This window comes from Vibrio sp. 2130-1 (assembly GCF_033339515.1).
Window position 1 is genome coordinate 331,221 of sequence record NZ_JAWOUT010000006.1, and the last position, 25,344, is coordinate 356,564.

Below are 25,344 nucleotides of genomic sequence, written 5' to 3' on the forward strand. Positions count from 1 at the left end.
ACTTTTGTTATAGGAACGCCAATTCACGACTTAATACAGCTTCATTTGCTCCTGCAGCCCAAACTTATTAATTTTTCTCCATAAGGTCGTGCGGCCAATTTGCAATGCTTTCGCCATATCATGCATTTTGCCATCACACTGATTCCAAGCCTGAACAATCGCTCTTCTCTCGGCTTCTTCTAACGTGATTACTGGCGTATTTTCTGCGGTATGGCGAGAATTCAGTTTAATGTCTTCAGGAATATCGTTCAGCTTGATTAAGTTGGAACTGCGGTTAAGCAAAATTCGCTCAGTTCGATTTCTTAATTCAGAGTTGTTGCCTGACCAACGAAAATTCATCAACGCTTCCAGTGCGACTGGCTCTATCGAGATCGTCACATTGTGGCGGCGTTCATAATGGCTGATAAGTTGCTGGACGAGAAATTCAATGTCTTCTTTACGCTTTCGTAGTGGCGGAATATGCAGCTCGTTCGAGGAGATTTCATAATAAAGTTGCCGACCAAATGAGCGCTGAGTGACATACTCGCTGATCTCTGAAGCGGTGCTGGTAATAAGTTGAAAATCTACGGGGATCAATCGCAAACTGTCGCTGCGGCTGACGAGCCCAGTTTTTAACAACTTAAGTAGCACTGCTTGTAAATCGGGCGACAGATATTCCACCTTTTCTAAAAAGAGCGTACCGCCATGGGCGAGCTCAAACTTTGAAGGCATGCCTTGCCCTTCGTCATACCCCAGAGTTTCTTTGACCAGTTGCTCTGTATTGATGGAGCGGCAGTTGAGCGTAATGAACGGCCCTTCTTTGTAAGTGCTTTCGTTATGGAGCGCCATGGCGAGAGTGGCTTTTCCTACGCCTTCTTCACCTGTAATTAGAATCGGTGATTTTGACTTTATGGCCCGTTTTGCCACGGTAATGACATGCTTCATTTTTCGTGAGATGACTGGCAAAGTACTGAACGTATAGCGCGCACTGCCACCTATTTGTTGTTGAGCAAGTTCGCGAATTTTATCGATAGGGTGCAAGAACAATAAGTGTGTGCCGTCGTTGAGTGGACGCAAGGTGATGATCGCTTCAACAAACTCGCCACGAACCTCTACCGTTGTGAGTTTACGGTTTATGCTCGCACCTGACTCAATACTAGTAAGGACATTCGGTGGGAAGCGTAAAACAGAAAAGACTTCTTTATCCAAGACCTGACTGGCTTCAATGTTTAACAAACGCTCGGACTGGTGATTTACCATGGTGATGCGATTTTCTTCATCCCACGCTAGAAGGCCGTCATCCATGCACTCTAACGTTGCGTTATGCGCACAAGTGAGGCGGTTCATGTTCTCTTGTTCCGACTGAATGTGGATTTGCAAGCTGACTTCTTTCGCGCTCGACGCGATGATGACTAAGTCTTCTTTCTTATAGCTTTCCGCTTTTCTGAAAAGGCATGTTGTACCGCGTAATTTGCCAAATTGGTCGAAAACAGGCGCCGCTACAGAGGCATAAGAGTGCAAGTGGCGATTGAAATGTTCGGCGGCAAAAACTTCACACGGGATATGAGTGTTGATACAGAGATTGACTGCATTTGTGCCTATCTTTCCTTCGGAGAGAAAACAGCCTTGTTTTATGCCGAGCGTTTGCATCTCTTGTCGCATAGAGTCGTGCCCGACGGTGGAGAGAATACAGCCGTTGCCATCGGTTACCATCAATACCAGGTCTTCGTCACCTAGCATGTCGTAAGTGTCTTCAAGTACGGTCGTGGCGCATTCGATGAGATGTTCGTTGCGCTTCATTAGAGATGAGAAGGTAAATCCAGAGGCAATATGTGGTTTTGACCAGGTGTAAGGGCTGCATTGCTTTATGCAACGCTCCCACGACTCGAGGACGGGAGTGCGGGAAAATTCTGGAGATACCCAGTGGTGTTTCTGGAAAAACTCCCACTTAGTTTTAGTGTCTTCGATTGAAAGCATGCGATACCGTTTCAATACTAGCGATAGATTGGTCTGATGTTACAGAGACATCGGAATATGGACTGTGATGGCTTTCACGCACGTTGTATAGAAGAATGTGCAAAAAGAGGGGCGAGTTGAGGAGGCTTCCGTGCCAGTTTTTCGATTAAAAAGGGCTGTCTTTGCCGAGCTCATTGCAAATCTCGACAATGGCAAGTGAGAGCCCTGACTTAATGATTTGTTGTTGACGTTGCAGTTGTAGCTGATAAAACTCAAGGTCGATGTCGTCATCTGGTTCGCTGACTTCCAGTTGTACCATGCCCATTTTCTTCACCAAGTGCAGTTTCTTAATTGGTTCTAGAATATTCGGGTCAGTGAATTCGTAATCTGAAGCGTCACTATTGAGTTGGTTTTTGAGTTTGATGATGTCTTCGATGTCGTGGTAAATGTCATCGGGGAGCACTCCCAAGCCAAACAATAACTTCAAACGAACAGACAGATCGCCCAGCGGTCCAGAGTCTTGTAGCAGCGGACCGACAACCGATTGAACAGCGAAGTTATCTTTACGAAAGATTCTTTGCACTAACCCGTCGATCGAATCGTTAAAAACGTCGACTGCTGCAATGAAAAAGCCTCGTACCGATGGTGCGCTGTTTAATCGCTCAATGATCTCGGTTTCGTTGATGTTATCTGCCATATACTGAATACATTTCTAATTATTAGCTATCCCAACTCTTCAAGCAGAGAAGGACATAGAAGGGGAGCCGAGCTCCCCTAGGTAAATCAAAGTTGGTTGTAAAGTGTCTCGATTTGAGCCACTTCATCGCTGTCTTCTGCAAGACCTGTGTATGTCGCTAGCGTCTTCTTCACTCCCACTTCTTTTAATGAGTTTTGTAGCTCTACGGCTTGTGGGTCAGTGTCGTTAGTGTACTTCAACGCAGCGGCAATGCCTTTCAAAAGTGTTTGATTTTCAGTGCCATACTCAATTGTACCGAGTAAAGGCTTCACTAATCTATCGTTTGCACCCAATTTTCGAATTGGTTGACGACCTACGCGATCCACCTCATCCACTAAGTATGGGTTGGCAAAGCGTCCTAAAATCTTCTCGATGTAGGCGTTGTGCATGTCACGGTCGAAGCCGTAGCGTTTGATCAGCACTTCACCACTCTCTTGCATCGCCTGTTTTACTTCAGCGTGAATGCTTGGGTCTTCAATTGCTTCACGAATGGTGCGATGGCCTTTCAAGCAACCTAGGTAAGCGGTAATGCAGTGGCCTGTATTGAGAGTGAATAGCTTGCGTTCTACGAATGCCATTAGGTTGTTGGTTCTTTCCATGCCAGCTATGTCAGGGATTTCGCCCTTGAATTGCTGCTCATCCACAATCCATTCGCTAAAGCTTTCTACCGTCACTTCTAGTGGGTCATCGTTCGCCGCTTCTGCTGGTGGGACGATACGGTCTACCGCTGAATCGACAAAGCCAACCAACTCGTCTGTTTTTGCGTGTAATGATTCATCTAAGTGTTTGTACACCTCACCTTTTAGGTGTGTGGTGCCGCGAACCATGTTTTCACACGCGATGATGTTCAATGGTTTATCGTTACCTGCTGCAAAGCGTTTAGCAATGCCGGTAGCGATGGTTTTTGCAATGATGTCCAGTACGTTAGGGCCAACCGCTGTTGTGACCAAGTCGGTTTTTACAAGGCGGTCAATGACATCTTCACTGGCTGAGTTTACTGCGGTGACGTGAGTTACTGTGTCGATTAGGCACTCAGTACCGACCACTTTTACTTTGTATTCTTGCTTGTGACTCAGTTGGTCGACGAGTGGAGCGTCAACGTCTGCGAATGTCACCTCGACTTCTGCGTCTGCTAATAGTTTACCGATGAAGCCACGACCAATGTTACCTGCGCCAAAATGAACTGCGTTTTTCATAATTCTTACCTACCAATGTCTAAAATGTTGACTTACGAAACTAGGGGGAGGCCAACCGCATAGGGGGTGACAGCTGACCTCATTTGCCTCAGGAGCAAATTAAAGGGGTAATTAAGCCGCTTGTTGACCGCCAAGGATGTTTAGAATCTCTTCCACATCGTTGGTGCTGGTTAGCTTCTCAATTGCCTCCGGCTCATCGAGCGCGTTCGTAATGGTGGTAATCACCTGGATGTGCTCATCGTTCTTAGCGGCAATGCCGATAACCAGTTTCGCAACATCGTCGTCGTCTTCAGTAAATTGGATACCCGATGGGTATTGGCAGATTACAATGCCGGTTTTCTTCACGCGGTCTTTCGCTTCCACCGTACCGTGAGGCACTGCGATAGATTCGCCTAGGTAAGTTGGAACCAATGCTTCACGCTCAAACATCGCGTCTACGTATTCTGGTTCTGCGTAGCCAAGTTCGACCAACTTGTTGCCCGCGAAGCGAATCGCTTCTTCTTTGTTGGCAGCTTTCAAACCTAGGTGAATGTTTTCACGCTGGATTTGGAACACCGACGTTTGCTGTGGCTCGAAGTTGTCGTCGTTTGCTGCCACGAGCGAAACTTTTACCATTTGGTCGTCATTGGCTGCGGATTGGTTTTGCGCTGCTAGTAGTTTGGTGACTAGCTGGTTGTACATCTCGCTGTCTAGGAAGTTAGTCAATGAAATGTGGTGTGCGTTTGGAGCATGCTTACGTGCACGATCCGTTAAGTCTTTATGAGTAATCACGATATCTGCACTCTCTGGTAAGCTGTTAATGGCAAGGTTGGTTACGTGGATGTTCAGACCTGCGTCTTGAACCTTTTTGCGTAGCATGCTCGCGCCCATTGCACTCGAGCCCATGCCCGCATCACAAGCGACAATGATGCTTTGTACTGTCGCTAGGTCTACGTCACCTTTGCTTTGGCTGTTTACCACCGCATCGTTTTTAGATGCAGATTTCATGTCTTTCATTTGTGATGTTGCTTTTTCTAGTGCTGCTTCATCACCGTCTTCTTCTGTTGACGTTTGCGTCTTCATTAGCAGTGCTGCTACCGCGAATGACACACCTGTTGCTGCTGCGATAGACGCTAGAACACCAACGATTGAGCCTTTCTGAGTCATCAACAAGATTGCAAAGATTGAACCTGGTGATGCTGGAGAAACAATACCTGCGTTAAAGATAGTTAGAACGAATACGCCAGTCATACCACCTGCGATAGCCGCAAGGATTAGGCGAGGGTTCATTAGGATGTATGGGAAGTAAATCTCGTGGATACCGCCGAAGAAGTGGATGATTGATGCACCACCTGCCGTTTGACGAGCCGTACCTTTACCAAACACCATGTAAGCTAGCAGGATACCTAGACCAGGACCTGGGTTTGCTTCGATTAGGAAGAAGATCGACTGACCTGTTTCAGACGCTTGTTGGATACCCAGTGGAGAGAAAATACCGTGGTTGATCGCATTGTTTAGGAACAGGATCTTCGCAGGTTCAACGAAGATTGAAGTCAGTGGTAGTAGGTGAGCAGAAACTAGGAAGTTAACGCCAGCCGCCAAGCCACCAGAAAGAATTTTTACGAATGGACCGATAAAGATGAAAGCAAGGATCGCACATAGCATGCCGATGATGCCCGCAGAGAAGTTGTTAACCAACATCTCGAAGCCACTTTTTACTTTACCATCGATGTAGTTATCGAATTTCTTGATAGCCCAGCCGCCCATTGGGCCGACCATCATTGCACCCATAAACATTGGGATGTCTGTGCCGACAATCACACCCATTGTTGTGATTGCACCGACTACCGCACCACGATCGCCACCAACTAATTTACCACCGGTGTAACCGATAAGTAGTGGCAGCAAGTAGGTAATCATTGGGCCAACCATAGAGGCTAACGTTTCGTTTGGTAGCCATCCTGTTGGGATAAATAGAGCAGTGATAAAGCCCCACGCGATAAACGCGCCGATGTTTGGCATTACCATGTTTGACAGAAAACGACCAAAATTTTGTATCTTGATCTTGGCATCTGGTGATATCATAACAATTCCCCGTTCGATGTTCTGATGAATCTTGTTGTAGTAAACGGTTCGCCAAAACCGTTTGTTTGATTGCTTAGTACCCAATCAATTTACCACACATTTTCCAATTGGAACTGACAACGGGTTTTTTGTGATCTACGCCCGCATTTCTTAGGCTGAGAAACGGTTTTTAAGTGACCAAGTTCAACTTATTAACTTGTAACTTAATAACAAAAAGCCACTTTCAAATCTGTCAATAAAAATCTTAGTGATCAATCCGATCTTCTGACAAATTTAAAATTAAAATACCTTGTGACTTTGATCACTTTTAATTTTTTTTGAAATTCGAATTAAATACTTGTGATGATCAATATCACGTTTTGTGTTGAGTTGTGGTGAATTTAAAGTGTGACTTGGATCTGTTTTTGTTTTTTGTGAAAGTTTGTGACGGAATTGGCGAGATAAATGCTATCTAGATCTTTCGATAGATTGTATCTATAAGAGTCTTTTCGGCGCACTTCACGGAGCACGCCTAATTAGTTAATGAAAGGGTAAATAAAGAGAGTCGCCACACGGTTCTTCTTGTGATTCCCAACTCTCTATTTAATCACTGTTCTTAATCATCGTTGCTATTTAGTATGATAGACGAGGTAGTCATGAGCTTGCTCGCGTCCCATATACCTTGCCAACGTCTTTTCTTGAACATCGCGCAAATCCACCATAATCAATCCATCTAGAGCGTTATTGAATGCAGGGTCGACGTTGAAGCATACCAGCTTGCCATTGAGGCTTAAGTACTGACGCAGCAAAACGGGCACTCCTTTCCCTTCATCGATTCTGGCAATGACACGTGACAATAGCTGTAAATCACCCAGAGCAGTGAGCATGCTGGTGTTCCAGTCACGGTGGTGCTCAGGAAGTGGGTTAGAAGGTGTGACATACTCTGCGCAGTTGTTATCGTAGTGGTGAAGCGTCATTGATTGAGCCAGCAGTTGGCGTGCAGTATCACTATAGTCGTTGCTAATGCTTACCGGACCAAATAGGTGAGTGTAATCTGGGTTTTGATGAACGAACGTTGCGATGCCTTTCCACAGCAGCAGTAGCGCGCTCATGCTCTTTTGATATTGCTGTGCAATCACAGAGCGCCCCATCTCAATGGATTTACCCATTTGGTCGATAAAGCGTTGGTCATAGTTAAACAACGTTCGTGAATACAGACCTGCTACGCCGCGCTTTTGAATCAGTTGATCAACCAGACCTAAACGATACGCGCCCACCAAGCATTGGTTCTCTCTGTCCCACACAAACAGATGCAGGTAATCATGATCGAAATGGTCAATGTCTATTGCTAGTCCCGTCCCTTCGCCAACTTGTCGAAAATTGAGCTCACGTAGGCGACCAATTTCATGCAGTAGGGAAGGGATATTCTGCGACTCCGTGCAGTAGACATCGAACTCACCACTTGTTAGCAGCTTGGACTCTTTTGGTAAGCCGTTCAGCTCTTCAAGCAATTCGCCTACGGGTAACCCTGCCGCTATTGGAGAGAGCATTTCTGATGAAGAAGAAGGCTTCACTGAATGGGGTTCACGATTGAGCAAGTAAGTGTTGAGCCGCAAATAGTTCACCACTTGATCATCGTTAAGTGTGTTGAGCTCTTTGAATTTAATCGCTTGGCCAAAAGACAAGTTGATGGTTTGTGCATGTTTGTTCAGTAGCTCCCGCCCGAGCATTAGGGTACGCAAAAGTGGATGGATTTTCCCTGCCATATAGAAGCGTTTCGAGTTCTGACCACTGATGAATACTGGAACTGTCGTTGCTTTGTTTTTGCGGATTAGGCTACTTACGCTTCGACTCCACGCTTTATCTTCCAAGCGTTGCTGTTTGGCATCGACTAACTGGGAAACCTCACCGGCAGGAAAGACAAGCAGTAAGCCGCCACTTGCTAGGTGTTTATTAGCCGCTCTGAGGGCCTTCATATTCGATTTGACGGCGTCTTTGCCTTCAAACACATCGACACCAATGAAGAGCTGATCTAACTCCGGCACGGTTTTCAGGTATTGATTGGCTAGAATTTGGATATCGTCTCGTACCATCAACAAGAGTTCGGCCAAGATGACGCCTTCCACACAACCAAGCGGATGGTTCGCCACAATGACGGTAGCACCTTGTTTAGGTACTGAGTCGAGTGAACCATGAGCAATGCGATAATCGATACCTAAGATATCCAGCGTGAAGCGGAGAAAAGTTTTGGTATCGGCATTAACGGGGCGTTGGGCGTAGAACTTATCAAGTTGGTTTAAACCGGTTGCCCATTCAGCAACGTTTTCACCAATGCCAAACGGCGTTTTACGAGGGAGACGAAAAGGGGTTGAACTATCCATATTTACCTCAGCGTACAAGTTGCTGATTGGATAGTAGAAATTACAGATGACAGTTAAGAGGCAAAAGCATGAGCCTTTGGTGACAAACCAATGAAGCTTTATTGACTAAAGAAAACGGTATATCACTGTGCTATGAATCAAAACTCGCGTTATGTCTCCCTCTTAAAACAATAGATAGGCTATCTTATCTAGAACAAAGATTAAGCTAAGTTGATATTTATCAGGGGGAAATAATGGAACGAGTTTCCAATAAAGCAGCACTTTGGATTGGGCTAAGTTTGATACTTGGTCTTGGCATCCTTGGCTATTTTATGCAGCAGACGGCGGTGAAATACCGAGCCTATGAAAGAGTCGTGACAGTAAAAGGTTTGTCGGAGCGTGAGTATCCTGCTGATACGGTGATTTGGCCGATTCAATTTACTCTAGCGAGTAATGATATGGGAGCCATGTTTGATGAAATTGACCAGCAAACCCGTTTGATTTTGGACTTTCTAAGTGCCAAAGGGCTTCCTGAAACCAGCGTTTCCCTTTCTTCCCCTGCGGTCATTGACAGAAAAGCACAGCAATATGGGAGCGAGCAAGACATTGAGTATCGTTATTTGGCCTCGCGAACCGTTACGGTTTACAGCCAGAGTGTTGATGTTGTTCGAGCGGCAATCAATGAAATAGGTGAGCTAGGAAAACAAGGCGTTTTGCTTAACCAAGATCCTTATGCAAATCGTGTTGAGTACAGCTTTACTAAGCTGAATGATGTGAAGCCAGACATGATCGAAGAAGCGACTAAGAATGCGCGTGAAGTGGCTGAGAAATTTGCGAAAGACTCACAGAGTTCACTGGGTAAGATCAAACGTGCAACTCAAGGGCAGTTCTCGATTTATGACCGAGACAGCAACACGCCTTACATTAAGAAAGTACGAGTGGTATCGACGGTTCAATATTACCTTTCTGACTAAGTAAAAAGCCGCTCAGTACGAGCGGCTTTTTTAATGTGGTGACTTAAAGAATTGGATTAATGTCCTGAGTTGTCAGCTCTGCCTCGACAACATCAACTGGCGTGTAGTGCTGGTAAATCAAGAAACCGTCTTCTGAAGTTTCATGAGCGTCTGGCGTATCAATATACGCAGTACATGTGTAGCCAATGCTGTAAGTACCCGGGCCGATGTAACCAAACTCGTAGCTGTAGGTTGTATTACCTTCTTCGTCTTGCGATTCATTCACGTTAGCTACCGCAACTGGCGCGTTGAGTGGATCTGTCGCACCCATATCGCCCATGGTTGAGCGATCCATTGAACCTGTATACAGATAAACAGAGTGAACGACAGGAACGTCATTTATTGCATTTGATGCGGCACTGTCTGCTTCACATGCTTGATACTGAATTTCACTGACTTCACCACTAATATGACCTGATTCTGATGCGTTTACTAAGCTTACCGCATTAGAGTTCATGTTCATGTAATCTTTGCCTGTTGGATCCGCCAGACCTTTGCGTAAGTCAAACTCGACAACATAGCTATTATGACCAGTATGAATTTTTACATACTGACCTTTTTGCGAAAACTTTAAGCGACCTTGATCGCTCGTATCTGGTTTAAAACCAAAACAGCTGCCTCGGCTAGGTACAACTAAGCCTTTGATGTTGCCGTCTGTCTTCTCTACGTATGACAGTGTTGTATCGTTTAATTGTTTGCCGTCTTTAGCGTACACACACATAGCATAATCACCAGGAGCGATGTCCTGTTCGTGAATGATCGTTTTAGCGTTGCTTCCCTGATATTCCATTAGATCAACTTGGTGTAGTGCTCCATTGTCACTAGCATCTAACAGAATGTGTTCTCCAGTTTGCTCGCCAGTTTCAGGGTCAAATGGTACAAGGACAACATCTTGAAACGCTAAAACGATTTTGTTGGCATCGTCGACAGGAGCATCGGAAACGCTGAGAGAAAAAGTGGCTGCTTCTGTATCGGATGAAGAGTCGTCGCTACCGCAGCCCGTCAATAAAAGACCACCTGAGATAGCAAGTAAAGGATAGGTATATTTTTTCATTATGACCTCTTGTTTACACTGCTGATAAATGTAAAAGGCTAGTCTCAAAGTCGAGAAATGATGTCATTGTATTGTGATAGAAAGGTCAATCTTCAATGGTGCTATATACAAGTCCTTTTTTATAAAACTAAGTTCTTAACTGTGATGAGGGGAGTTTGATGATAGTCAAGCTGGCTTCTTTCTTATGAGCGTAAGTTAGTATGACTTATTGCTAGAAGGAATTAGTATCATGGCATACAAGCACTTTATTAGAGAACTACTGGGTTTAGCGATTGTTGTCTCTGTCGTCTTTGGCGTATTAGGCGTGATGTTAGAGCTCTTCGCACTGACGGCACTTTGGGAGCATCAGCAAACGATAGCCGATGTTTTCTTCCATGAATCTCTCTACTTCATCGTATTTTTAATCCCACCATACTTCCTCTGGAAGTTGATTAACCGTCCTGAATTGGTTTCTGCTGACCAAGCTTATTTGGCAATGAAGTTAGAGGCTGAAAGTCGACAATGAGTCGATTTAGTGAGTAATGAAAAGAAGAGGCTATGAGAAAACATTAGCCTCTTTTCTATCTGATTCGTGGAGCAAAATATTCGCTGCTTTATTGATTAAAAAGCTGCTTCGATTGTGCCTTTGAAAGTGCGATCGAGATAATCACGAATCGCTTGAGATTGATAAATAGAAACGAACTTTTTATACGCTTCATTATTTTTGTCTGCGTCACGAGTGGCGATGACCATGACTGCTAATGGGGCGTCTTTTGCTTCAAGATAGATACTTTGTTTCTTCGGATCTAAACCAGAAGACATTACGTAGTTCATTGTAATCGCAGCCGCGTCCACATCATCTAATGTTCTTGGTAGCTGAGCGGCATCTACCTCGACAAATTCAAATGATTTTGCGTTTTTTGTGATATCAGTTAGGGCGGCTTTATGGCCAACACCCTGTTTCAGCTCAATTAAACCTGCATCGGCGAGTAGCAACAGACCACGACCACCGTTGGTAGGGTCATTTGGAAGCGCTATACGTGCATTGTTTGGAAGCTCTTGCAGTGAGCGATACTTATTGGAATAAAGCCCCATACGCATAAGAATGGACTGACCAATTGATACTAATTGGGCGTTATGGCTACTGTTGAAGTTGTCTAAAAATGGCTGGTGCTGATAGCTATTAATATCGATGCTACCATCGCTAAGAGCGGCATTAGGTGTCACGTAGTCAGAAAACTCAATGACTTCGACATTCAAACCTTGCTTCGCTGCCTCCTTCGCTACCGCCTCGACTACTTGTGCATGTGGCCCAACTGTCGCGCCCACTTTAATGACAGAGTCATCTTTTTCTCCACAAGCGCTTAAGCCGACTACTGCCGTGAGAATCAAAGCTAGTTTCTTTAAGTGACCAATACTTTTCATTGTAGCTCCATTTTTTGTTTTAGACGTCCATACGTTTGTATGTCCATCCTATCAGAAGTTGTCTGAGGGTCAATGGTTTAAATCACGAGCGGACATTTTGTTTCATTGCTACATATAGAAAGCCAGATAATAGTTAAAGAAAAGGGGAAGAGGAAAAGCTATTACGAGGTTAATGACGAGTTACCGCAACCGAAATTGTACCCAAAGATATAAGATACAAAAAAGGCGTAGCAGGTATTAACCTGCTACGCCTTTCGAAATATGGTGGCCCCTCGCAGACTTGAACTGCGGACCAATCGATTATGAGTCGACTGCTCTAACCACTGAGCTAAGGGGCCTTAATAGGACAACGATTATAGGGGAAGCGTTGCAAGGTGTCTAGATACCAACTAGGGCAATTGCGCTTAGTTTTTATCCACTTAGAACAGTAGATAATAAAAAAGGTGACCTAAAGTCACCTTTTTTGATTTCTAAAAGCTTGTATGCGCTGCGATTATTCGTCTAGGAAGCTGCGCAGAGTCTCTGAGCGGCTTGGGTGACGAAGTTTACGTAGTGCTTTTGCTTCGATCTGACGGATACGCTCACGAGTAACGTCGAACTGCTTACCAACTTCTTCTAGAGTATGGTCAGTGTTCATGTCGATACCAAAGCGCATACGAAGTACTTTCGCTTCACGTGGCGTTAGACCTGCAAGCACGTCTTTTGTTGCCACCTTAAGGCTAGTTGCAGTTGCAGAATCTAGCGGAAGTTCTAGCGTTGTATCTTCGATAAAATCACCTAGATGCGAATCTTCGTCGTCACCGATTGGTGTCTCCATTGAGATAGGCTCTTTAGCGATTTTTAGAACTTTACGAATCTTGTCTTCTGGCATTTGCATGCGCTCTGCCAGTTCTTCCGGTAGTGGCTCGCGACCCATCTCTTGCAACATTTGACGAGAAATACGGTTTAGCTTGTTGATCGTTTCGATCATGTGTACCGGGATACGAATCGTACGTGCTTGGTCCGCGATTGAACGAGTGATTGCCTGACGGATCCACCACGTTGCGTAAGTCGAGAACTTGTAACCACGACGATATTCGAACTTATCTACCGCTTTCATCAGACCGATGTTACCTTCCTGGATCAGATCCAAGAACTGTAGGCCACGGTTGGTGTATTTCTTCGCGATAGAAATTACAAGACGCAAGTTCGCTTCAACCATCTCTTTCTTCGCACGGCGAGCTTTTGCTTCACCGATAGACATACGACGGCTGATGTCTTTAATGTTCTGTACGTTTAGAGAAGTCTCTTCTTCAATCATTTTTAGCTTAGCGATTGAACGACGGATTTCTTCTTCGTTACGTTTGATCTTTTCAGCGTATGGCTTGTCTGAAGCAAGAACTTCATCCAGCCAAGCTTCACTTGATTCATTACCAGTGAACAGCGCGATGAATGATTTCTTCGGCATTTTGCCGTATTCAACCACTGACTTCATGATCAGACGCTCTTGTGTACGAACGCGATCCATAGCAGTACGCAGTTCATTCACTAGGTGATCAAACTGTTTAGGCGTTAGACGAAACTCGCGGAATACGTCTAGCATCATTTCATTAGCAACGGTTGCTTTCGGGCTGTTATAGCCGTACTCGTTGATTGCTAATTGAAGATTTTGATAGGTGCTGCGTAGTTGGTTGAATTTCTCTAGCGCTAATTCTGGATCGATACCTACATCTTCTTCAGAATCATCTGAATCGTCATCGCTATCTTCGTCGTCATCAACGTCTTCATCGTCTTCTTCTTCTAACTGAGATTCAGTCAGTTCAGAACCGATGTGTGTTGCCGTTGGTGCAGCGGTGTCGTCAGCATCTGGATCTACAAAACCTGAAATTAGGTCTGTAAGACGTAGTTCTTCAGCTTGAACTTTGTCAAATTGCTCAAGAATGTACGGAATTGTGCCTGGGTATTCAGCAACAGACGATTGAACTTGGTTAATACCTTCTTCAATACGTTTTGCGATGTCGATTTCGCCTTCGCGAGTTAGAAGTTCGACAGTACCCATCTCACGCATGTACATACGTACTGGGTCTGTTGTACGACCAATCTCACTCTCTACGCTAGAAAGTGCAGCGGCTGCAGCTTCGGCTGCATCTTCATCGGTAATATTTGTGTCATCGTTCAGTGCTAAATCATCAGCATCAGGAGCAGTTTCTACTACCTTAATGCCCATGTCGTTGATCATCTGAATGATGTCTTCTACCTGTTCTGAATCTACGATTTCAGCAGGTAGGTGGTCATTTACTTCGGCGTAGGTCAGATAGCCTTGTTCCTTGCCTTTAATAACAAGTGACTTTAGCTGTGACTGCGGATTGTGATCCATAGACGGTATCCAACTTCGTAATCTGGTGAAGGAATCAGTATGCGAAATGCAAACCACTTACTATAACAAATTAAATCGTTGCTGACTAATTAAACAGGGTTACGCTTTTAAATCTAGCATAAGTGCTAGCAGCTCCCTTTTCTCTTCGGCTGATAAACCGACACTTCTTGCTTTGGCCTGCAGGTTTTCAATTTGTTTTTCTACGCACTGGGCAATAATTTTATCCAGTGAGTCTAAAAAGATTTCTTCTTGGTTGTCCTCATCGAGTGGAATGTCCCAACTCGCGAGACGAGACAGAAGGGTCTCATTTTGGCTGTTTCGCCAATGCTCTAATAATTGGCCTGTGTTGATATGGGGATGCGCTTGGCATTTATCAAGTACATCAACAAATAAACTTAGACCAGGAATGGGCAAATCTCTAACGCTAGTTAGATCTGGCACCATACTTACGTATTGTGGGTTTTGAATCAGTAACGCGATCACTTCTCGCATCGGCGTTCGCTTGATTTCTTTATGAGGTTGAGGCCTTTTATCCTCTTTACCTTGTTTTGAAATTAGCTGCTGTAGTTGGCGTTCATCAACCAAACCCAAACGGCGGCCAAGCAATTCTCTCAAGTATAGTCTTAAAGTGCCGCCAGGGACTTTATCAATGAGAGGAACCGCAAGAGTACTCAGTTTTGCCATGCCTTCTTTCGTGCTCATGTCGACCTGCTGAGTCAATGAGCTGAACATGAATTCAGACAAGGGCATCGCATTAGACACTTGCTGCTCAAATGCTTGTTTTCCGTTTTGTCGGATATAAGAGTCGGGATCTTCTCCATCCGGCAAAAACATGAATTTTAACTGGCGACCATCCGTTAGGTAAGGCAATGCATTTTCCATGGCACGCCACGCGGCTTCACGGCCTGCGCGGTCACCGTCATAACAACACACGACGGTGCTTGTTTGCCTGAATAACACCTGCAAGTGATCGCCCGTTGTCGAGGTTCCTAATGAGGCAACGGAATAATCTACGCCATATTGAGCAAGCGCGACAACATCCATATAGCCTTCAACCACTAAAATTTGTGGTGGCTCACGATACGCTTGTAGTACTTCATAAAGGCCATACAACTCTTTACCTTTATGAAATATCGGGGTTTCGGGTGAGTTGAGATATTTTGGTGTCCCATCACCTAATACTCGACCACCAAAGCCTATTACTCGGCCGCGTCTGTCTCGAATAGGAAACATCACTCGACCACGGAATCGGTCGTAGCGGTTGCCTTTATCGTTTTCAATCAACATGCCGCCTGTGACGAGCATGTCTTGGTTTTCTTTATTCTGGCCAAAGTTCTTACGAACTAAATCCCATTCATCAGCCACATAGCCGATGCCAAACTTCTGGACGATTTCACCAGACAGGCCACGATCTTTTAGATACTCAATCGCCACCTTACTTGCTGGCTGTTTGAGTTGGTTACGATAAAATTGAGCAATGCTGCCCATTAAGTCGTATAGGTTACGTTTTTCACTGCTGCTTGCTTGTGGGCCTGACTGAAACGAACCATTACCGCCGCCACGTTGTTCTCGAGGAACATCTAAACCCAAGTATGAAGCGAGTTCTTCAATGGCTTCGACGAATTCTAGTCGGTCGAATTCCATCAAAAAATCGATGGCATTTCCGTGCGCGCCACAACCAAAACAATGGTAGAACTGCTTTTCTTGACTGACACTGAATGAGGGTGTCTTTTCGTTGTGGAAAGGGCAGCATGCGCCGTAGTTTTTGCCTTTTTTCTTAAGTTTCACACGTGCGTCGATGATATCGACAATATCAAGTCGAGCTAGAAGGTCATCGATAAAACTGCGAGGGATGTGTCCAGCCATAAAACCTAACAAAAAAAGAAGATGATGAGTGGAGTGAATGCCTTAAAAGAATGAGCGTATTGCCCATTGATTTCATTCCATCCATCCAGATACAAACAAGCCGTGCGCTCCAAAGGATAGCACGGCTTGCTGCAATTGGGTGGGGTACCTTAAGCCAATTTAGCGCGAACTAAACCGCTTACTTTACCCATATCTGCACGCCCTTGAATTTGCGGTTTCAGAACGCCCATTACTTTGCCCATGTCTTGCATGCCAGCTGCTCCAGATTCAGCAATCGCGTTCTCGATGAGAGCCGCTACTTCTTCGTCTGTCAGTGGTTGAGGCATAAAGTCCTCAAGAACGGTAATTTCTGCTTGTTCCGCATCAGCAAGATCTTGACGACCCGCTGCTTCAAACTGCGTTACAGAGTCGCGACGTTGTTTAACCATCTTGGTCAATACTGCAAGAATGTCGTCATCGTTCAGAGTAATCTGTTCGTCAACTTCACGTTGCTTGATTGCTGATAGGGCTAAACGAATAGTACCAAGGCGCAATTTGTCCTTGGCTTTCATCGCTAATTTTTGCTCTTCTTTGAGTTGATCAATCAGAGCCATAACTAAATTCCTTTTGGAGCTCAGTTATTAGTACAGGCGAACGCGACGAGCGTTTTCACGAGCTAGCTTCTTAGCGTGACGCTTTTGAGCTGCTGCTTTAGCGCGTTTGCGAACTGTAGTTGGTTTTTCGTAGTGCTCACGACGACGCACTTCAGAAAGGATACCTGCTTTTTCGCAAGAGCGCTTAAAACGACGTAGAGCAACGTCGAACGGTTCGTTTTCACGTACTTTAACTACTGGCATATGCCTTTCACCTCAGGGGTTATTCGTTAACGCTGGTATTCAACAGACCAAATCACAATTGTTAGGTCTCTTACCAGCTTGATCAAAAATGGTGCGGAATTTTAATCCGATCACAACTACTTTGTAAAGCCTTTTGTCGATTATTGTCTGTACAAAATTTGTTTGCAGCACCAAGGCGAGGTAATATGACGCCCAAATTTCCTCTATACAGAAAGCATACTGAGAAAACCATGCGCATTATTGGTATTGAAACCTCTTGTGACGAGACTGGCATCGCAATTTATGACGATGAAAACGGTCTCTTGTCACACAAGCTATACAGCCAAGTAAAACTGCACGCAGATTACGGCGGTGTGGTGCCTGAGTTGGCTTCACGTGACCACGTAAAGAAAACCATTCCTCTTATTAAAGAGGCACTAAAAGAAGCGAACTTAACTTCAAAAGACATCGATGGTGTCGCGTATACCGCAGGGCCTGGTCTTGTTGGGGCGCTATTAGTGGGTGCGACTATCGGTCGCAGTATTGCTTATGCTTGGGGAGTGCCAGCGGTACCTGTTCATCATATGGAAGGTCACCTATTGGCCCCAATGTTGGAAGATAACCCTCCACCGTTCCCGTTTGTGGCGGTATTAGTATCGGGCGGTCACTCTATGATGGTGGAAGTGAGAGGCATCGGTGAGTACAAAATTCTAGGTGAGTCGATTGATGATGCGGCGGGCGAAGCGTTTGATAAAACAGCGAAGCTAATGGGTTTGGATTACCCAGGCGGTCCACTATTATCTAAACTGGCGGAAAAAGGTACACCGGGCCGCTTTAAGTTCCCACGCCCAATGACGAATGTGCCAGGTTTGGACATGAGTTTCTCTGGTCTAAAAACCTTTACGGCTAACACGATTGCTGCAAACGGTGATGACGAGCAAACCCGCGCGGACATCGCATTGGCATTTGAAGAGGCTGTGTGTGCTACGTTGGCTATTAAATGTAAGCGCGCGCTTGAGCAAACAGGCATGAAACGCATTGTTATTGCTGGTGGTGTGAGTGCTAACCGTCGTTTGCGAGCTGAGTTAGAGAAGTTAGCGAAGAAAGTTGGTGGCGAAGTTTACTACCCACGTACTGAGTTCTGTACAGATAACGGTGCGATGATCGCTTACGCAGGCATGCAGCGCTTGAAGAATGGCGAAGTGGCTGATATGTCAGTAGAGGCTCGTCCACGTTGGCCAATTGATCAACTAACACCTGTCGCTTAGTCAAATTTATGCGGTAGGTTTGAAACCGGTTCTGTGTAATAAAGGTCTCTGCTCCTCAGAGGCCTTTATTTTTAATTATTCAATGAACCGCCTCGTTTTACATTCTGACTGATGCGAGCAGTTCGCTATTGTTTCAGTGCTAGGATGACGTGGAAGAATAAGAAATGGATATAACAATGAATAAGTTTGAAATTGAAGGTCAGCAACTTGCTTATCTAGATAAAGGTGAGGGCCCTGTGCTTCTATTTGGTCATAGTTACCTTTGGGATAGCCAAATGTGGGCGCCGCAAGTTGAGGTTTTAAGCCAGTCATTCCGTTGTATTGTGCCAGATCTTTGGGCACATGGTGAATCGGACGCTGCACCTGCATCGACACAGTCATTGGCCGACTATGCACAACATATGTTGGCATTGATGGATCATTTAGATATCGAAGAGTTCTCGATAGTGGGCTTATCTGTTGGCGGCATGTGGGGAGCAGAGCTAACGGCTCAAGCGCCGCAACGTGTTAAGTCACTGGTATTGATGGATACCTTCATTGGCTGGGAGCCAGAAGTTACGTATAAGAAGTATTTTGCAATGCTTGATACCATCAGCCAAGTCCAAGCAGTGCCTGCGCCAATTATTGAAGCCGTTGTGCCGCTGTTCTTTGCCAACAACGTCAATCAGGATAACCCTAAACTTGTCGCTTCATTCAAACGCAGTTTAGAAGACCTGAATGGTGAGCGTGCGGTGGAAGTAGCTCGCATAGGGCGCATGGTGTTTGGTCGCCGGGATGTGATTGAGGATTCGGAAAAATTTGCTCTGCCGACGTTAATTGCAGTGGGCTGTGAAGATAAACCCCGTCCAGTTTTTGAATCTTATTTAATGAAAGACTGTATCACAGGCAGTGAGTTGGTAGAAATTCCGCAAGCGGGACACATCAGTTGTTTAGAACAGCCGGAGTTCGTCAACCAAATGTTGTTGAACTTCCTGAATCGAGTTCATGCATAACCAATGCATCCCTCTTTAAACGAAAAACTCGGCATTAAGCCGAGTTTTTTTGTGTCAGTTTCTTCTCGCCGATTTTTGGCTCGTCGCCAGACAAAAGCCGACGAATATTTTGATGATGCTTAAATACGATTAAGCAACACAGCATAGCAACAGGTAACGTGTATTGCGGTTTAAACATCCAAGTATAAAACGGAGTGACCAAAACCGTGACGAGAGCCGCTAAGGATGAATAGCGGAATAGCGCGGCTACTGACAGCCAAGTTAACATCACCAATCCTGTTAAGTCCAAACCAATCGGAGCGATAGCGCCAAGCGCGGTTGCGACACCTTTTCCGCCTTTAAAGTGGAAAAAGATGGGGTACATGTGGCCAAGACAGGCAGCAATGGCGATGACGCCAAGAATGATAGGGTCGATACCAAGAAAGTATCCGCCCCACACGGGGATAGTGCCTTTGAGCATATCGCACAACAAGACTGAAACAGCGGCTCCTCGTCCGCCAATACGCAATACGTTCGTTGCTCCAGGATTGTTAGATCCCACACTGCGTGGGTCTGGCAGTTTTAAGAGTCGACAGATCAAAACCGCACTGGAAACCGAACCTAATAAATAGGCGGCCATTGTCATTATCAGTGCCAGTGCGTCCATAGAAGTCCTTGATGGATTGGAATTTAATGCTCGGTTCCCGCGTAGTTGCTATCATACCCCGAATTTACATAATGCAGAAATCCTCACTGTGATAGAGCTTGCATTATGTGATTTCTTGTATATAAAGATGCTTTCGCAGTTTATACCTAAGTAACATTGTGATGACCAAAGTAAATGTTACTTAGGTATAGAATACTACGATCAAATTACCCCTCACGGGTATCCGACCTCTGTAATAGAAGGACATAAGATGGCTCTGGATAAAGTTTTTATTGAACAGTTAGAAGTAATCACCACCATTGGCGTGTACGACTGGGAACAACAAATCAAACAAAAGTTGGTTCTAGATATTGAAATGGCACACGATAATAAACCTGCGGGCAAAAGTGATGATGTGCAAGATGCACTGGATTATTCGCAGGTGAGTGAGGCGGTACTTAACCACATTGAAAATGGTCGTTTCTTACTGGTCGAGCGCGTGGCTGAAGAAGTAGCAGAGCTTATCATGCAGCGTTTCTCTGTGCCTTGGGTGAAAATCCGCCTAGCGAAGCCTGGCGCCGTGCCGCAAGCACGTGCTGTTGGTGTGGTGATTGAGCGAGGACGAGCATGATCACCACTTATATCGGTGTTGGGACGAACGTAGAAAGAGAGCAACATGTGCTTGCTGCGTATCAGGAGCTGCAACGGCTTGGAGAAAATCTCCTCGTATCACCGATATATGAATGCGAACCTATTGGCTTTAGCAGCAAGAATTTCTACAACTTTGTCGTTGCAATGCGTACCGAGTTGTCATTAGAAGAGTTGAGCCATCAACTACGCGAGATTGAATTTAAGTGGGGACGCGAAGAAAACGCGCAAAAGTATCAGGATCGAACACTGGATCTCGATATAGTGTTGTTCGGTGAGCGCGTCTCCAAGAAAAAACCTGAGCTACCTCGCAGTGATATCTACAAATATCCTTTTGTCACAAAGCCGCTGTATGATCTCGAACCGCAATTAGTGATCCCAGGCGATGGACGCACAGTCGCAGACATTTGGCATGCTATGCAGCCAGTCGATTCGCTCAAACCCGTTTCCTTTCATTTTTAATTTGAGTTGTTTACATGAGTTATTTTGAAGCCTTTATTTTGGCTCTGATTCAGGGGCTGACAGAGTTTTTGCCTATCTCAAGCTCTGCCCATTTGATCCTGCCTTCCGCTATTTTAGGATGGGAAGACCAAGGTCTAGCCTTTGATGTTGCTGTTCACGTCGGTACATTAATGGCTGTCGTGATCTATTTTCGTCATGAAGTAATCACTTTGTTTCAAGCGTTATTTGCTTCGATCTTTAAAGGAGATCGCAGTAAAGAAGCTAAATTGGCTTGGATGATCGTGATTGCGACGATTCCAGCTTGTGTGTTCGGCCTATTGATGAAAGACATCATTGAAGTGTATCTACGTAGCGCTTACGTCATCGCGACTACCACGATCGTATTTGGCTTGTTGCTATGGTGGGTAGACAAAAACGCTGAACTCGTTGCCGATGAATACCAAACGGGTTGGAAGAAAGCTGTATTTATCGGTATTGCCCAAGCCTTAGCGATGATTCCTGGAACTTCACGTTCAGGGGCGACCATTACAGCAGCGCTTTACCTTGGCTTTACTCGAGAAGCGGCTGCCCGCTTTTCATTTTTAATGTCGATCCCAATCATTACATTAGCTGGTAGCTACTTAGGTATGAAGTTAGTGACCAGTGGTGAACCTGTCCATGTTGGTTTCTTACTTACTGGCATTATCACATCGTTTATTAGTGCGTACATCTGTATCCACTTCTTCTTGAAGATGATTTCACGCATGGGCATGACACCGTTTGTGATTTACCGTCTGATTTTGGGCGTCGGTTTGTTCGCTTTTCTATTAAGTGCATAATTGATGTTAACGAAAAACGCCCGTGAAATCCGCGGGCGTTTTTGTTTGTTCGTTACTTCTTAAGTGCTGCTTTCACTGCTTCAATACGTCGTTTTTCTTGCTCGTCACGAATCGCAGGGCCTTTAAAGCCCTCTTTGATTATGGTTTGAACGTCAACTGCCGCTGCTGCTTGGTAGGCTTGCCTAAAAATATCCGCCTGTGGATATGGTTGCGTTTCCAGTCCTTTACGACCAGCGTGATCCGCTTGGCAGGAAAGCAAGATATCTTGCAGACGTTCGGACTTACGCCACACATCAAGTTTATTGAGTATTTTAATTATGGTTTGTGGTTTAAGTTCAGCCGCGCGATGAATATTGGAGTGCTGTTCGCACACCATCAAGGCTAAATCACGAAACTCATTTGGTACCCGGACACGTTCGCACAGCTTTTTGATCAGTTTTAATCCTGTATGGCAATGCATTTTGTGGCTTGGCCATTCGCTCTCTGGCGTCACGCCTTTACCCAAGTCATGCACTTGGGCGGCAAACCTGACGGGGAGTGAGTTACTCAATTTTGCGGCTTGCTCTGCCACCATCAAAGTATGGATGCCAGTATCGATTTCTGGATGCCACTTCTCAGGTTGAGGTACGCCAAATAGTGCATCAATTTCAGGTAACACCACGGTTAATGCACCACAGTCTCGTAGAACCGATAAGAAAATATCAGGGCGAGGAGTAGAGAGAGATTTATGCCATTCTTGCCAAACACGCTCGGGAGTCAGTGTGCTCAGCTCTCCGGACTCTGCCATGTGACGCATTAACCGCATAGTTTCGTCGGCAACCGTAAAGTTTAGATCAGCAAGCTTCGCTGCGAAGCGAGCGACACGTAAAACGCGTAGAGGATCTTCAATAAAGGCGTCTGATACATGGCGTAGCAGTTTATCGTTGAGATCTTGCTGGCCACCATATGGGTCATGGATCGTGCCATCACTCTCCATTGCCATCGCGTTAATGGTTAAATCACGACGTATCAAATCTTCTTCTAAGGTGACGTTTTGATCGAAGAAACATTCAAAACCAGTGTAACCAGAACCTGACTTTCTCTCTGTTCGTGCAAGGGCATGTTCTTCTTTACTTTTGGGATGCAGAAATACAGGAAAGTCTTTACCAACGGCGGTGTACCCTTGGGACAACATCATCTCAGGCGTCGCGCCTACGACCACCCAATCATTGTCATAACTATCAATTCCGAGCAATTTATCTCGAACTGCGCCACCTACTAAATAAACTTGCACGAATTACCTCTTAATTTATGGATATGCCGTTGGACATTGTAGCAAGCAATGGTACTTTTCTTTACTCCCGAGAGTAGATGCGGCTATGTTTATATTATATCTGACTATTCTCAGGTGGTTTTTTAGCTGGAGAGCCTAATGTATAAGGACTTTTTTGGGTTTGTCGAACAACCATTTTCGATTGTTCCAAACTCACGTTATTTGTATTTAAGCCAACGTCACAAAGAGGCAATCACACATCTCCAAGCTGGGCTAGGCGATGGCGGTGGCTTTGCTATGCTTACTGGCGAAGTAGGTACAGGCAAAACGACCGTCGCAAAAGCGATGCTGGCGAATTTGGGTGATAACACCAAAGCGGGTCTTATTCTCAATCCCACGTTTTCGAGTAGAGACTTGCTCGAGGCCATTTGTGATGAGTTCAAAATCACCTATCCGCCAGACGCAAACCTCAAACAGCTAAACCAGGTTATCCATCAATATTTGCTGCGTAATTATCGTTCAGGCTGGCAGACATTGCTGGTCATTGATGAGGCTCAACACCTTGCTGCCGACGTTTTAGAGCAGTTGCGCTTGTTGACTAACTTGGAAACCGATACCAGAAAACTGCTCAAAGTGTTGTTGGTCGGGCAGCCTGAATTGCAGCGGTTATTACAAACAACACAACTACGCCAACTTGCCCAGCGTATTACCGGGCGTTATCACCTGTTGCCGTTGGATGAAAAAGAGACAGAAGATTACATCGCATTTCGACTACATACAGCAGGTGGCGACCAGCAACTGTTTAATCGTGCTTCTTGTAAACTTATAGCCAAATACAGTCACGGTATACCGCGGCTCATCAACCTTATCTGTGACAAATCCCTCAACATTAGTTATCACCAGGGTAATGTGGTTGTGGATAAGCAAACCGTTCAGCAGGCCTGTGAAGAGGTGATGCAGTTTCAGGCAGATATTTATCAGCAAGATAAAAAAGAGCGCCGGACTTTCCGTTGGCCTGCTTGGGGCTCTGTCACGGTAGGCCTTATTGCTGCATTAAGTACGGGATGGGCGGTCGTGAATTATATGCCAGCTCAAGCGACGTCAGTGTTGACACAAGTGACGGAGCCAAGAGTAGAGCCAACACCAACCGTCGTCAGCCAACAGTTAACGGATGAGCAGCGTGATTTATTGTTAACACAAAAACAGTCGAACCTCGCTGTAAATGATTTGTATCGTTTGTGGGGATATCAAGCATCGGTTCGCGATAATCTTTGTTTGTCAGAACCGCAGTCGACTATGCGTTGTGAGCGTAAAATGGCGACTTGGCCGCTGTTGATGCAACAAAATCGCCCTGTGATCTTGGAGTTGAATTATCAAGGTGATGTTGGGTATGTCATTCTATATGCCGTCGGTAATGATCAAGCTGAAGTGCTCAATGGTAAGCAGCGTCTCCGTCTGCCAATTTCATGGCTAAAGCCGTTGTGGCAGGGCAATATTATCGAACTGTGGCATGCTCCGCTGAATGAAACATTACGTTTAGACATGGAAGGCCCTGCGATTGAAGTATTAGACCGATTATTAGCAGAAGCGGTGAGTGAGCCACTGCTTGAAACGTCTATTTTTGATGGTGCGATGAAAGAGCGAGTCGAATTATTTCAACGCTGGCAAGGAATTGGTGTCGATGGTATTGCAGGTAAGCGAACGCTAGACCGACTTCAGCAAAATGTTCAGCCAGATGCGCCTCAACTGGCGAGAATAGAGAAGGAGGACGCATAATGTCAGCTGTGAAACATATAGGTCTGTTCTTGCTGCCAATCACTGCTTCTGCTATTGGAGTCGCTTGGTACTTAGATCTCTTTGCACCGAGTGTTGAAGTAGATACAACGTCCCCGATAGAAAAGGTCGAAGTGGTATCACCTTTCAAAGTATTAGACTATCCAGAGAACACCCAGTTGGCCCAATTGCCAAGAGAGTGGCCAAGTGCAGAGCTATCGCGTGATTTTGGTACATTTACCACCCCCGATGAATACACGAGCCATACACCAAGCAGAGATGAAACACGCGACTCAGCATCAACCCAAACGACTTCTGCTGCTGAAGAGGACCTCGGGTTGTCTTTGGATGATCTGGATTTATCCTCATTATCTCCTGATTTAGCTAGGAAGGTCGAAAATGCCTTATCCCGAGATGATGACAATTCGTCATCACAAACGGCACGCGTGAACGATTTAGAGCGCAACGCTCACCAGTGGCAAGGGCGTCTACCTGCGCTTAATTTGCAAACCCATATGTACGCTAGTGATGAAAATCGCCGTTGGGTGAAAATTAACAATGTTGAGTATCATCAGGGGGATGTCGTTGATGATCAGGTCACTCTAAGAGAAATACAACCGCAAGCTGTGATTGTTGAGTTCCAAGGTGAGCAAATTCGTATACCAGCGTTGTATGAGTGGAAAGGGTAACTCGTGTAGAAACACATCAAGCCAGCGAAATCATATCGC

The 25,344-nt window shown here is 45.3% G+C and carries 22 protein-coding genes and 1 tRNA gene; 9 read left to right on the forward strand and 14 right to left on the reverse strand.

Features of this window, described 5'->3' with window-relative positions; genetic code table 11:
- Positions 1-30 precede the first annotated feature (30 nt).
- From dhaR to R7Q09_RS11890, 5 genes are all read right to left on the reverse strand, one after another.
- Positions 31-1,956: a dihydroxyacetone kinase operon transcriptional regulator DhaR gene (gene dhaR, locus R7Q09_RS11870; RefSeq protein ID WP_318070468.1), complete on the reverse strand. Its 1,926-nt coding sequence runs from the start codon at positions 1,954-1,956 to the stop codon at positions 31-33.
- A gap of 145 nt (positions 1,957-2,101) precedes the next feature.
- Positions 2,102-2,632 carry an MltR family transcriptional regulator gene (locus R7Q09_RS11875; RefSeq protein ID WP_005379708.1) on the reverse strand — a complete coding sequence of 177 codons (531 nt, stop codon included), beginning with the start codon at positions 2,630-2,632 and terminating at the stop codon, positions 2,102-2,104.
- 86 nt (positions 2,633-2,718) lie between these two features.
- Positions 2,719-3,867, reverse strand: coding sequence for a mannitol-1-phosphate 5-dehydrogenase (locus R7Q09_RS11880; RefSeq protein WP_262658968.1), 1,149 nt, complete (start codon positions 3,865-3,867; stop codon positions 2,719-2,721).
- Positions 3,868-3,978: 111 nt separating this feature from the next.
- Positions 3,979-5,931 carry a PTS mannitol transporter subunit IICBA gene (locus R7Q09_RS11885; RefSeq protein ID WP_005379710.1) on the reverse strand — a complete coding sequence of 651 codons (1,953 nt, stop codon included), beginning with the start codon at positions 5,929-5,931 and terminating at the stop codon, positions 3,979-3,981.
- 608 nt (positions 5,932-6,539) lie between these two features.
- On the reverse strand, positions 6,540-8,291 hold the full coding sequence (locus R7Q09_RS11890; protein WP_239932134.1) for a lysophospholipid acyltransferase family protein: 1,752 nt from the start codon (positions 8,289-8,291) through the stop codon (positions 6,540-6,542).
- A gap of 233 nt (positions 8,292-8,524) precedes the next feature.
- Here R7Q09_RS11890 and R7Q09_RS11895 point away from each other — a divergent pair, with 233 nt between their 5' ends.
- Positions 8,525-9,244, forward strand: coding sequence for an SIMPL domain-containing protein (locus R7Q09_RS11895; RefSeq protein ID WP_005379714.1), 720 nt, complete (start codon positions 8,525-8,527; stop codon positions 9,242-9,244).
- Positions 9,245-9,287: 43 nt separating this feature from the next.
- On the opposite strand, the gene R7Q09_RS11900 is transcribed toward R7Q09_RS11895, so the two are convergent.
- Complete coding sequence (locus tag R7Q09_RS11900; protein WP_262658967.1) at positions 9,288-10,337, reverse strand: DUF4382 domain-containing protein; 1,050 nt, start codon at positions 10,335-10,337, stop codon at positions 9,288-9,290.
- A gap of 229 nt (positions 10,338-10,566) precedes the next feature.
- On the opposite strand from R7Q09_RS11900, the gene R7Q09_RS11905 reads away from it, so the two are divergent.
- Positions 10,567-10,842, forward strand: coding sequence for a hypothetical protein (locus R7Q09_RS11905; protein ID WP_005383040.1), 276 nt, complete (start codon positions 10,567-10,569; stop codon positions 10,840-10,842).
- A gap of 95 nt (positions 10,843-10,937) precedes the next feature.
- Here R7Q09_RS11905 and R7Q09_RS11910 read toward each other — a convergent pair whose 3' ends face one another.
- The 6 genes from R7Q09_RS11910 to rpsU form a co-directional block, all read right to left on the reverse strand.
- Complete coding sequence (locus R7Q09_RS11910; protein WP_017633488.1) at positions 10,938-11,741, reverse strand: MetQ/NlpA family ABC transporter substrate-binding protein; 804 nt, start codon at positions 11,739-11,741, stop codon at positions 10,938-10,940.
- Between the two features lie 262 nt (positions 11,742-12,003).
- Positions 12,004-12,079, reverse strand: a tRNA-Ile gene (locus R7Q09_RS11915).
- Positions 12,080-12,234: 155 nt separating this feature from the next.
- A complete protein-coding gene (gene rpoD, locus R7Q09_RS11920; RefSeq protein WP_005395986.1) occupies positions 12,235-14,097 on the reverse strand; it encodes an RNA polymerase sigma factor RpoD in 1,863 nt (620 codons plus the stop codon).
- A gap of 99 nt (positions 14,098-14,196) precedes the next feature.
- A complete protein-coding gene (gene dnaG / locus R7Q09_RS11925; RefSeq protein WP_054576656.1) occupies positions 14,197-15,963 on the reverse strand; it encodes a DNA primase in 1,767 nt (588 codons plus the stop codon).
- 149 nt (positions 15,964-16,112) lie between these two features.
- Positions 16,113-16,556 (reverse strand): GatB/YqeY domain-containing protein, encoded by a 444-nt coding sequence (locus R7Q09_RS11930; RefSeq protein ID WP_054574265.1) that lies wholly within the window; start codon positions 16,554-16,556, stop codon positions 16,113-16,115.
- A 27-nt stretch (positions 16,557-16,583) separates the two neighbouring features.
- Positions 16,584-16,799 (reverse strand): 30S ribosomal protein S21, encoded by a 216-nt coding sequence (rpsU, locus tag R7Q09_RS11935; RefSeq protein WP_001145625.1) that lies wholly within the window; start codon positions 16,797-16,799, stop codon positions 16,584-16,586.
- Between the two features lie 230 nt (positions 16,800-17,029).
- Between rpsU and tsaD the strand changes: the two genes are divergently transcribed.
- Positions 17,030-18,046, forward strand: a complete 1,017-nt coding sequence (tsaD, locus tag R7Q09_RS11940; RefSeq protein ID WP_005379854.1) for a tRNA (adenosine(37)-N6)-threonylcarbamoyltransferase complex transferase subunit TsaD — start codon at positions 17,030-17,032, stop codon at positions 18,044-18,046.
- A gap of 176 nt (positions 18,047-18,222) precedes the next feature.
- Positions 18,223-19,038 carry an alpha/beta fold hydrolase gene (locus R7Q09_RS11945; protein WP_065274166.1) on the forward strand — a complete coding sequence of 272 codons (816 nt, stop codon included), beginning with the start codon at positions 18,223-18,225 and terminating at the stop codon, positions 19,036-19,038.
- Between the two features lie 34 nt (positions 19,039-19,072).
- On the opposite strand, the gene plsY is transcribed toward R7Q09_RS11945, so the two are convergent.
- Positions 19,073-19,684 carry a glycerol-3-phosphate 1-O-acyltransferase PlsY gene (gene plsY, locus R7Q09_RS11950; RefSeq protein ID WP_005379857.1) on the reverse strand — a complete coding sequence of 204 codons (612 nt, stop codon included), beginning with the start codon at positions 19,682-19,684 and terminating at the stop codon, positions 19,073-19,075.
- A 250-nt stretch (positions 19,685-19,934) separates the two neighbouring features.
- Between plsY and folB the strand changes: the two genes are divergently transcribed.
- Genes folB through R7Q09_RS11965 form a run of 3 tightly spaced genes read left to right on the forward strand, consistent with a single transcriptional unit; the run spans position 19,935 to position 21,591 of the window.
- On the forward strand, positions 19,935-20,294 hold the full coding sequence (folB, locus tag R7Q09_RS11955; protein WP_005387458.1) for a bifunctional dihydroneopterin aldolase/7,8-dihydroneopterin epimerase: 360 nt from the start codon (positions 19,935-19,937) through the stop codon (positions 20,292-20,294).
- Positions 20,291-20,773, forward strand: a complete 483-nt coding sequence (folK, locus tag R7Q09_RS11960; protein ID WP_005387457.1) for a 2-amino-4-hydroxy-6-hydroxymethyldihydropteridine diphosphokinase — start codon at positions 20,291-20,293, stop codon at positions 20,771-20,773. The genes folB and folK overlap by 4 nt, the downstream gene beginning before the upstream one ends.
- Before the next feature lie 14 nt (positions 20,774-20,787).
- Entirely contained in the window at positions 20,788-21,591 is an 804-nt protein-coding gene (locus tag R7Q09_RS11965; protein ID WP_137281697.1) for an undecaprenyl-diphosphate phosphatase, read from the forward strand.
- A gap of 52 nt (positions 21,592-21,643) precedes the next feature.
- On the opposite strand, the gene R7Q09_RS11970 is transcribed toward R7Q09_RS11965, so the two are convergent.
- Positions 21,644-22,864, reverse strand: a complete 1,221-nt coding sequence (locus R7Q09_RS11970) for a multifunctional CCA addition/repair protein (RefSeq protein WP_213962863.1) — start codon at positions 22,862-22,864, stop codon at positions 21,644-21,646.
- A 138-nt stretch (positions 22,865-23,002) separates the two neighbouring features.
- On the opposite strand from R7Q09_RS11970, the gene R7Q09_RS11975 reads away from it, so the two are divergent.
- Both R7Q09_RS11975 and R7Q09_RS11980 read left to right on the forward strand, forming a co-directional pair.
- On the forward strand, positions 23,003-24,619 hold the full coding sequence (locus tag R7Q09_RS11975; RefSeq protein WP_213903643.1) for an ExeA family protein: 1,617 nt from the start codon (positions 23,003-23,005) through the stop codon (positions 24,617-24,619).
- Positions 24,619-25,305 (forward strand): general secretion pathway protein GspB, encoded by a 687-nt coding sequence (locus R7Q09_RS11980; RefSeq protein WP_005379904.1) that lies wholly within the window; start codon positions 24,619-24,621, stop codon positions 25,303-25,305. Before R7Q09_RS11975 ends, R7Q09_RS11980 begins: the two co-directional genes overlap by 1 nt.
- The last annotated feature ends 39 nt before the right edge of the window (positions 25,306-25,344 follow it).

Bases quoted from the DNA above. Each gene is read 5' to 3' on its own strand.
- R7Q09_RS11905 (WP_005383040.1), top strand. From the start codon at position 10,567: ATGGCATACAAGCACTTTATTAGAGAACTACTGGGTTTAGCGATTGTT.
- folB (WP_005387458.1), top strand. From the start codon at position 19,935: ATGGCTCTGGATAAAGTTTTTATTGAACAGTTAGAAGTAATCACCACC.
- plsY (WP_005379857.1), bottom strand. From the start codon at position 19,684: ATGGACGCACTGGCACTGATAATGACAATGGCCGCCTATTTATTAGGT.
- R7Q09_RS11880 (WP_262658968.1), bottom strand. From the start codon at position 3,867: ATGAAAAACGCAGTTCATTTTGGCGCAGGTAACATTGGTCGTGGCTTC.
- R7Q09_RS11885 (WP_005379710.1), bottom strand. From the start codon at position 5,931: ATGATATCACCAGATGCCAAGATCAAGATACAAAATTTTGGTCGTTTT.
- R7Q09_RS11975 (WP_213903643.1), top strand. From the start codon at position 23,003: ATGTATAAGGACTTTTTTGGGTTTGTCGAACAACCATTTTCGATTGTT.
- R7Q09_RS11930 (WP_054574265.1), bottom strand. From the start codon at position 16,556: ATGGCTCTGATTGATCAACTCAAAGAAGAGCAAAAATTAGCGATGAAA.
- folK (WP_005387457.1), top strand. From the start codon at position 20,291: ATGATCACCACTTATATCGGTGTTGGGACGAACGTAGAAAGAGAGCAA.
- R7Q09_RS11965 (WP_137281697.1), top strand. From the start codon at position 20,788: ATGAGTTATTTTGAAGCCTTTATTTTGGCTCTGATTCAGGGGCTGACA.
- R7Q09_RS11910 (WP_017633488.1), bottom strand. From the start codon at position 11,741: ATGAAAAGTATTGGTCACTTAAAGAAACTAGCTTTGATTCTCACGGCA.
- R7Q09_RS11900 (WP_262658967.1), bottom strand. From the start codon at position 10,337: ATGAAAAAATATACCTATCCTTTACTTGCTATCTCAGGTGGTCTTTTA.
- tsaD (WP_005379854.1), top strand. From the start codon at position 17,030: ATGCGCATTATTGGTATTGAAACCTCTTGTGACGAGACTGGCATCGCA.
- dhaR (WP_318070468.1), bottom strand. From the start codon at position 1,956: ATGCTTTCAATCGAAGACACTAAAACTAAGTGGGAGTTTTTCCAGAAA.
- R7Q09_RS11890 (WP_239932134.1), bottom strand. From the start codon at position 8,291: ATGGATAGTTCAACCCCTTTTCGTCTCCCTCGTAAAACGCCGTTTGGC.
- R7Q09_RS11980 (WP_005379904.1), top strand. From the start codon at position 24,619: ATGTCAGCTGTGAAACATATAGGTCTGTTCTTGCTGCCAATCACTGCT.
- rpsU (WP_001145625.1), bottom strand. From the start codon at position 16,799: ATGCCAGTAGTTAAAGTACGTGAAAACGAACCGTTCGACGTTGCTCTA.
- R7Q09_RS11875 (WP_005379708.1), bottom strand. From the start codon at position 2,632: ATGGCAGATAACATCAACGAAACCGAGATCATTGAGCGATTAAACAGC.
- rpoD (WP_005395986.1), bottom strand. From the start codon at position 14,097: ATGGATCACAATCCGCAGTCACAGCTAAAGTCACTTGTTATTAAAGGC.
- R7Q09_RS11945 (WP_065274166.1), top strand. From the start codon at position 18,223: ATGAATAAGTTTGAAATTGAAGGTCAGCAACTTGCTTATCTAGATAAA.
- R7Q09_RS11895 (WP_005379714.1), top strand. From the start codon at position 8,525: ATGGAACGAGTTTCCAATAAAGCAGCACTTTGGATTGGGCTAAGTTTG.
- dnaG (WP_054576656.1), bottom strand. From the start codon at position 15,963: ATGGCTGGACACATCCCTCGCAGTTTTATCGATGACCTTCTAGCTCGA.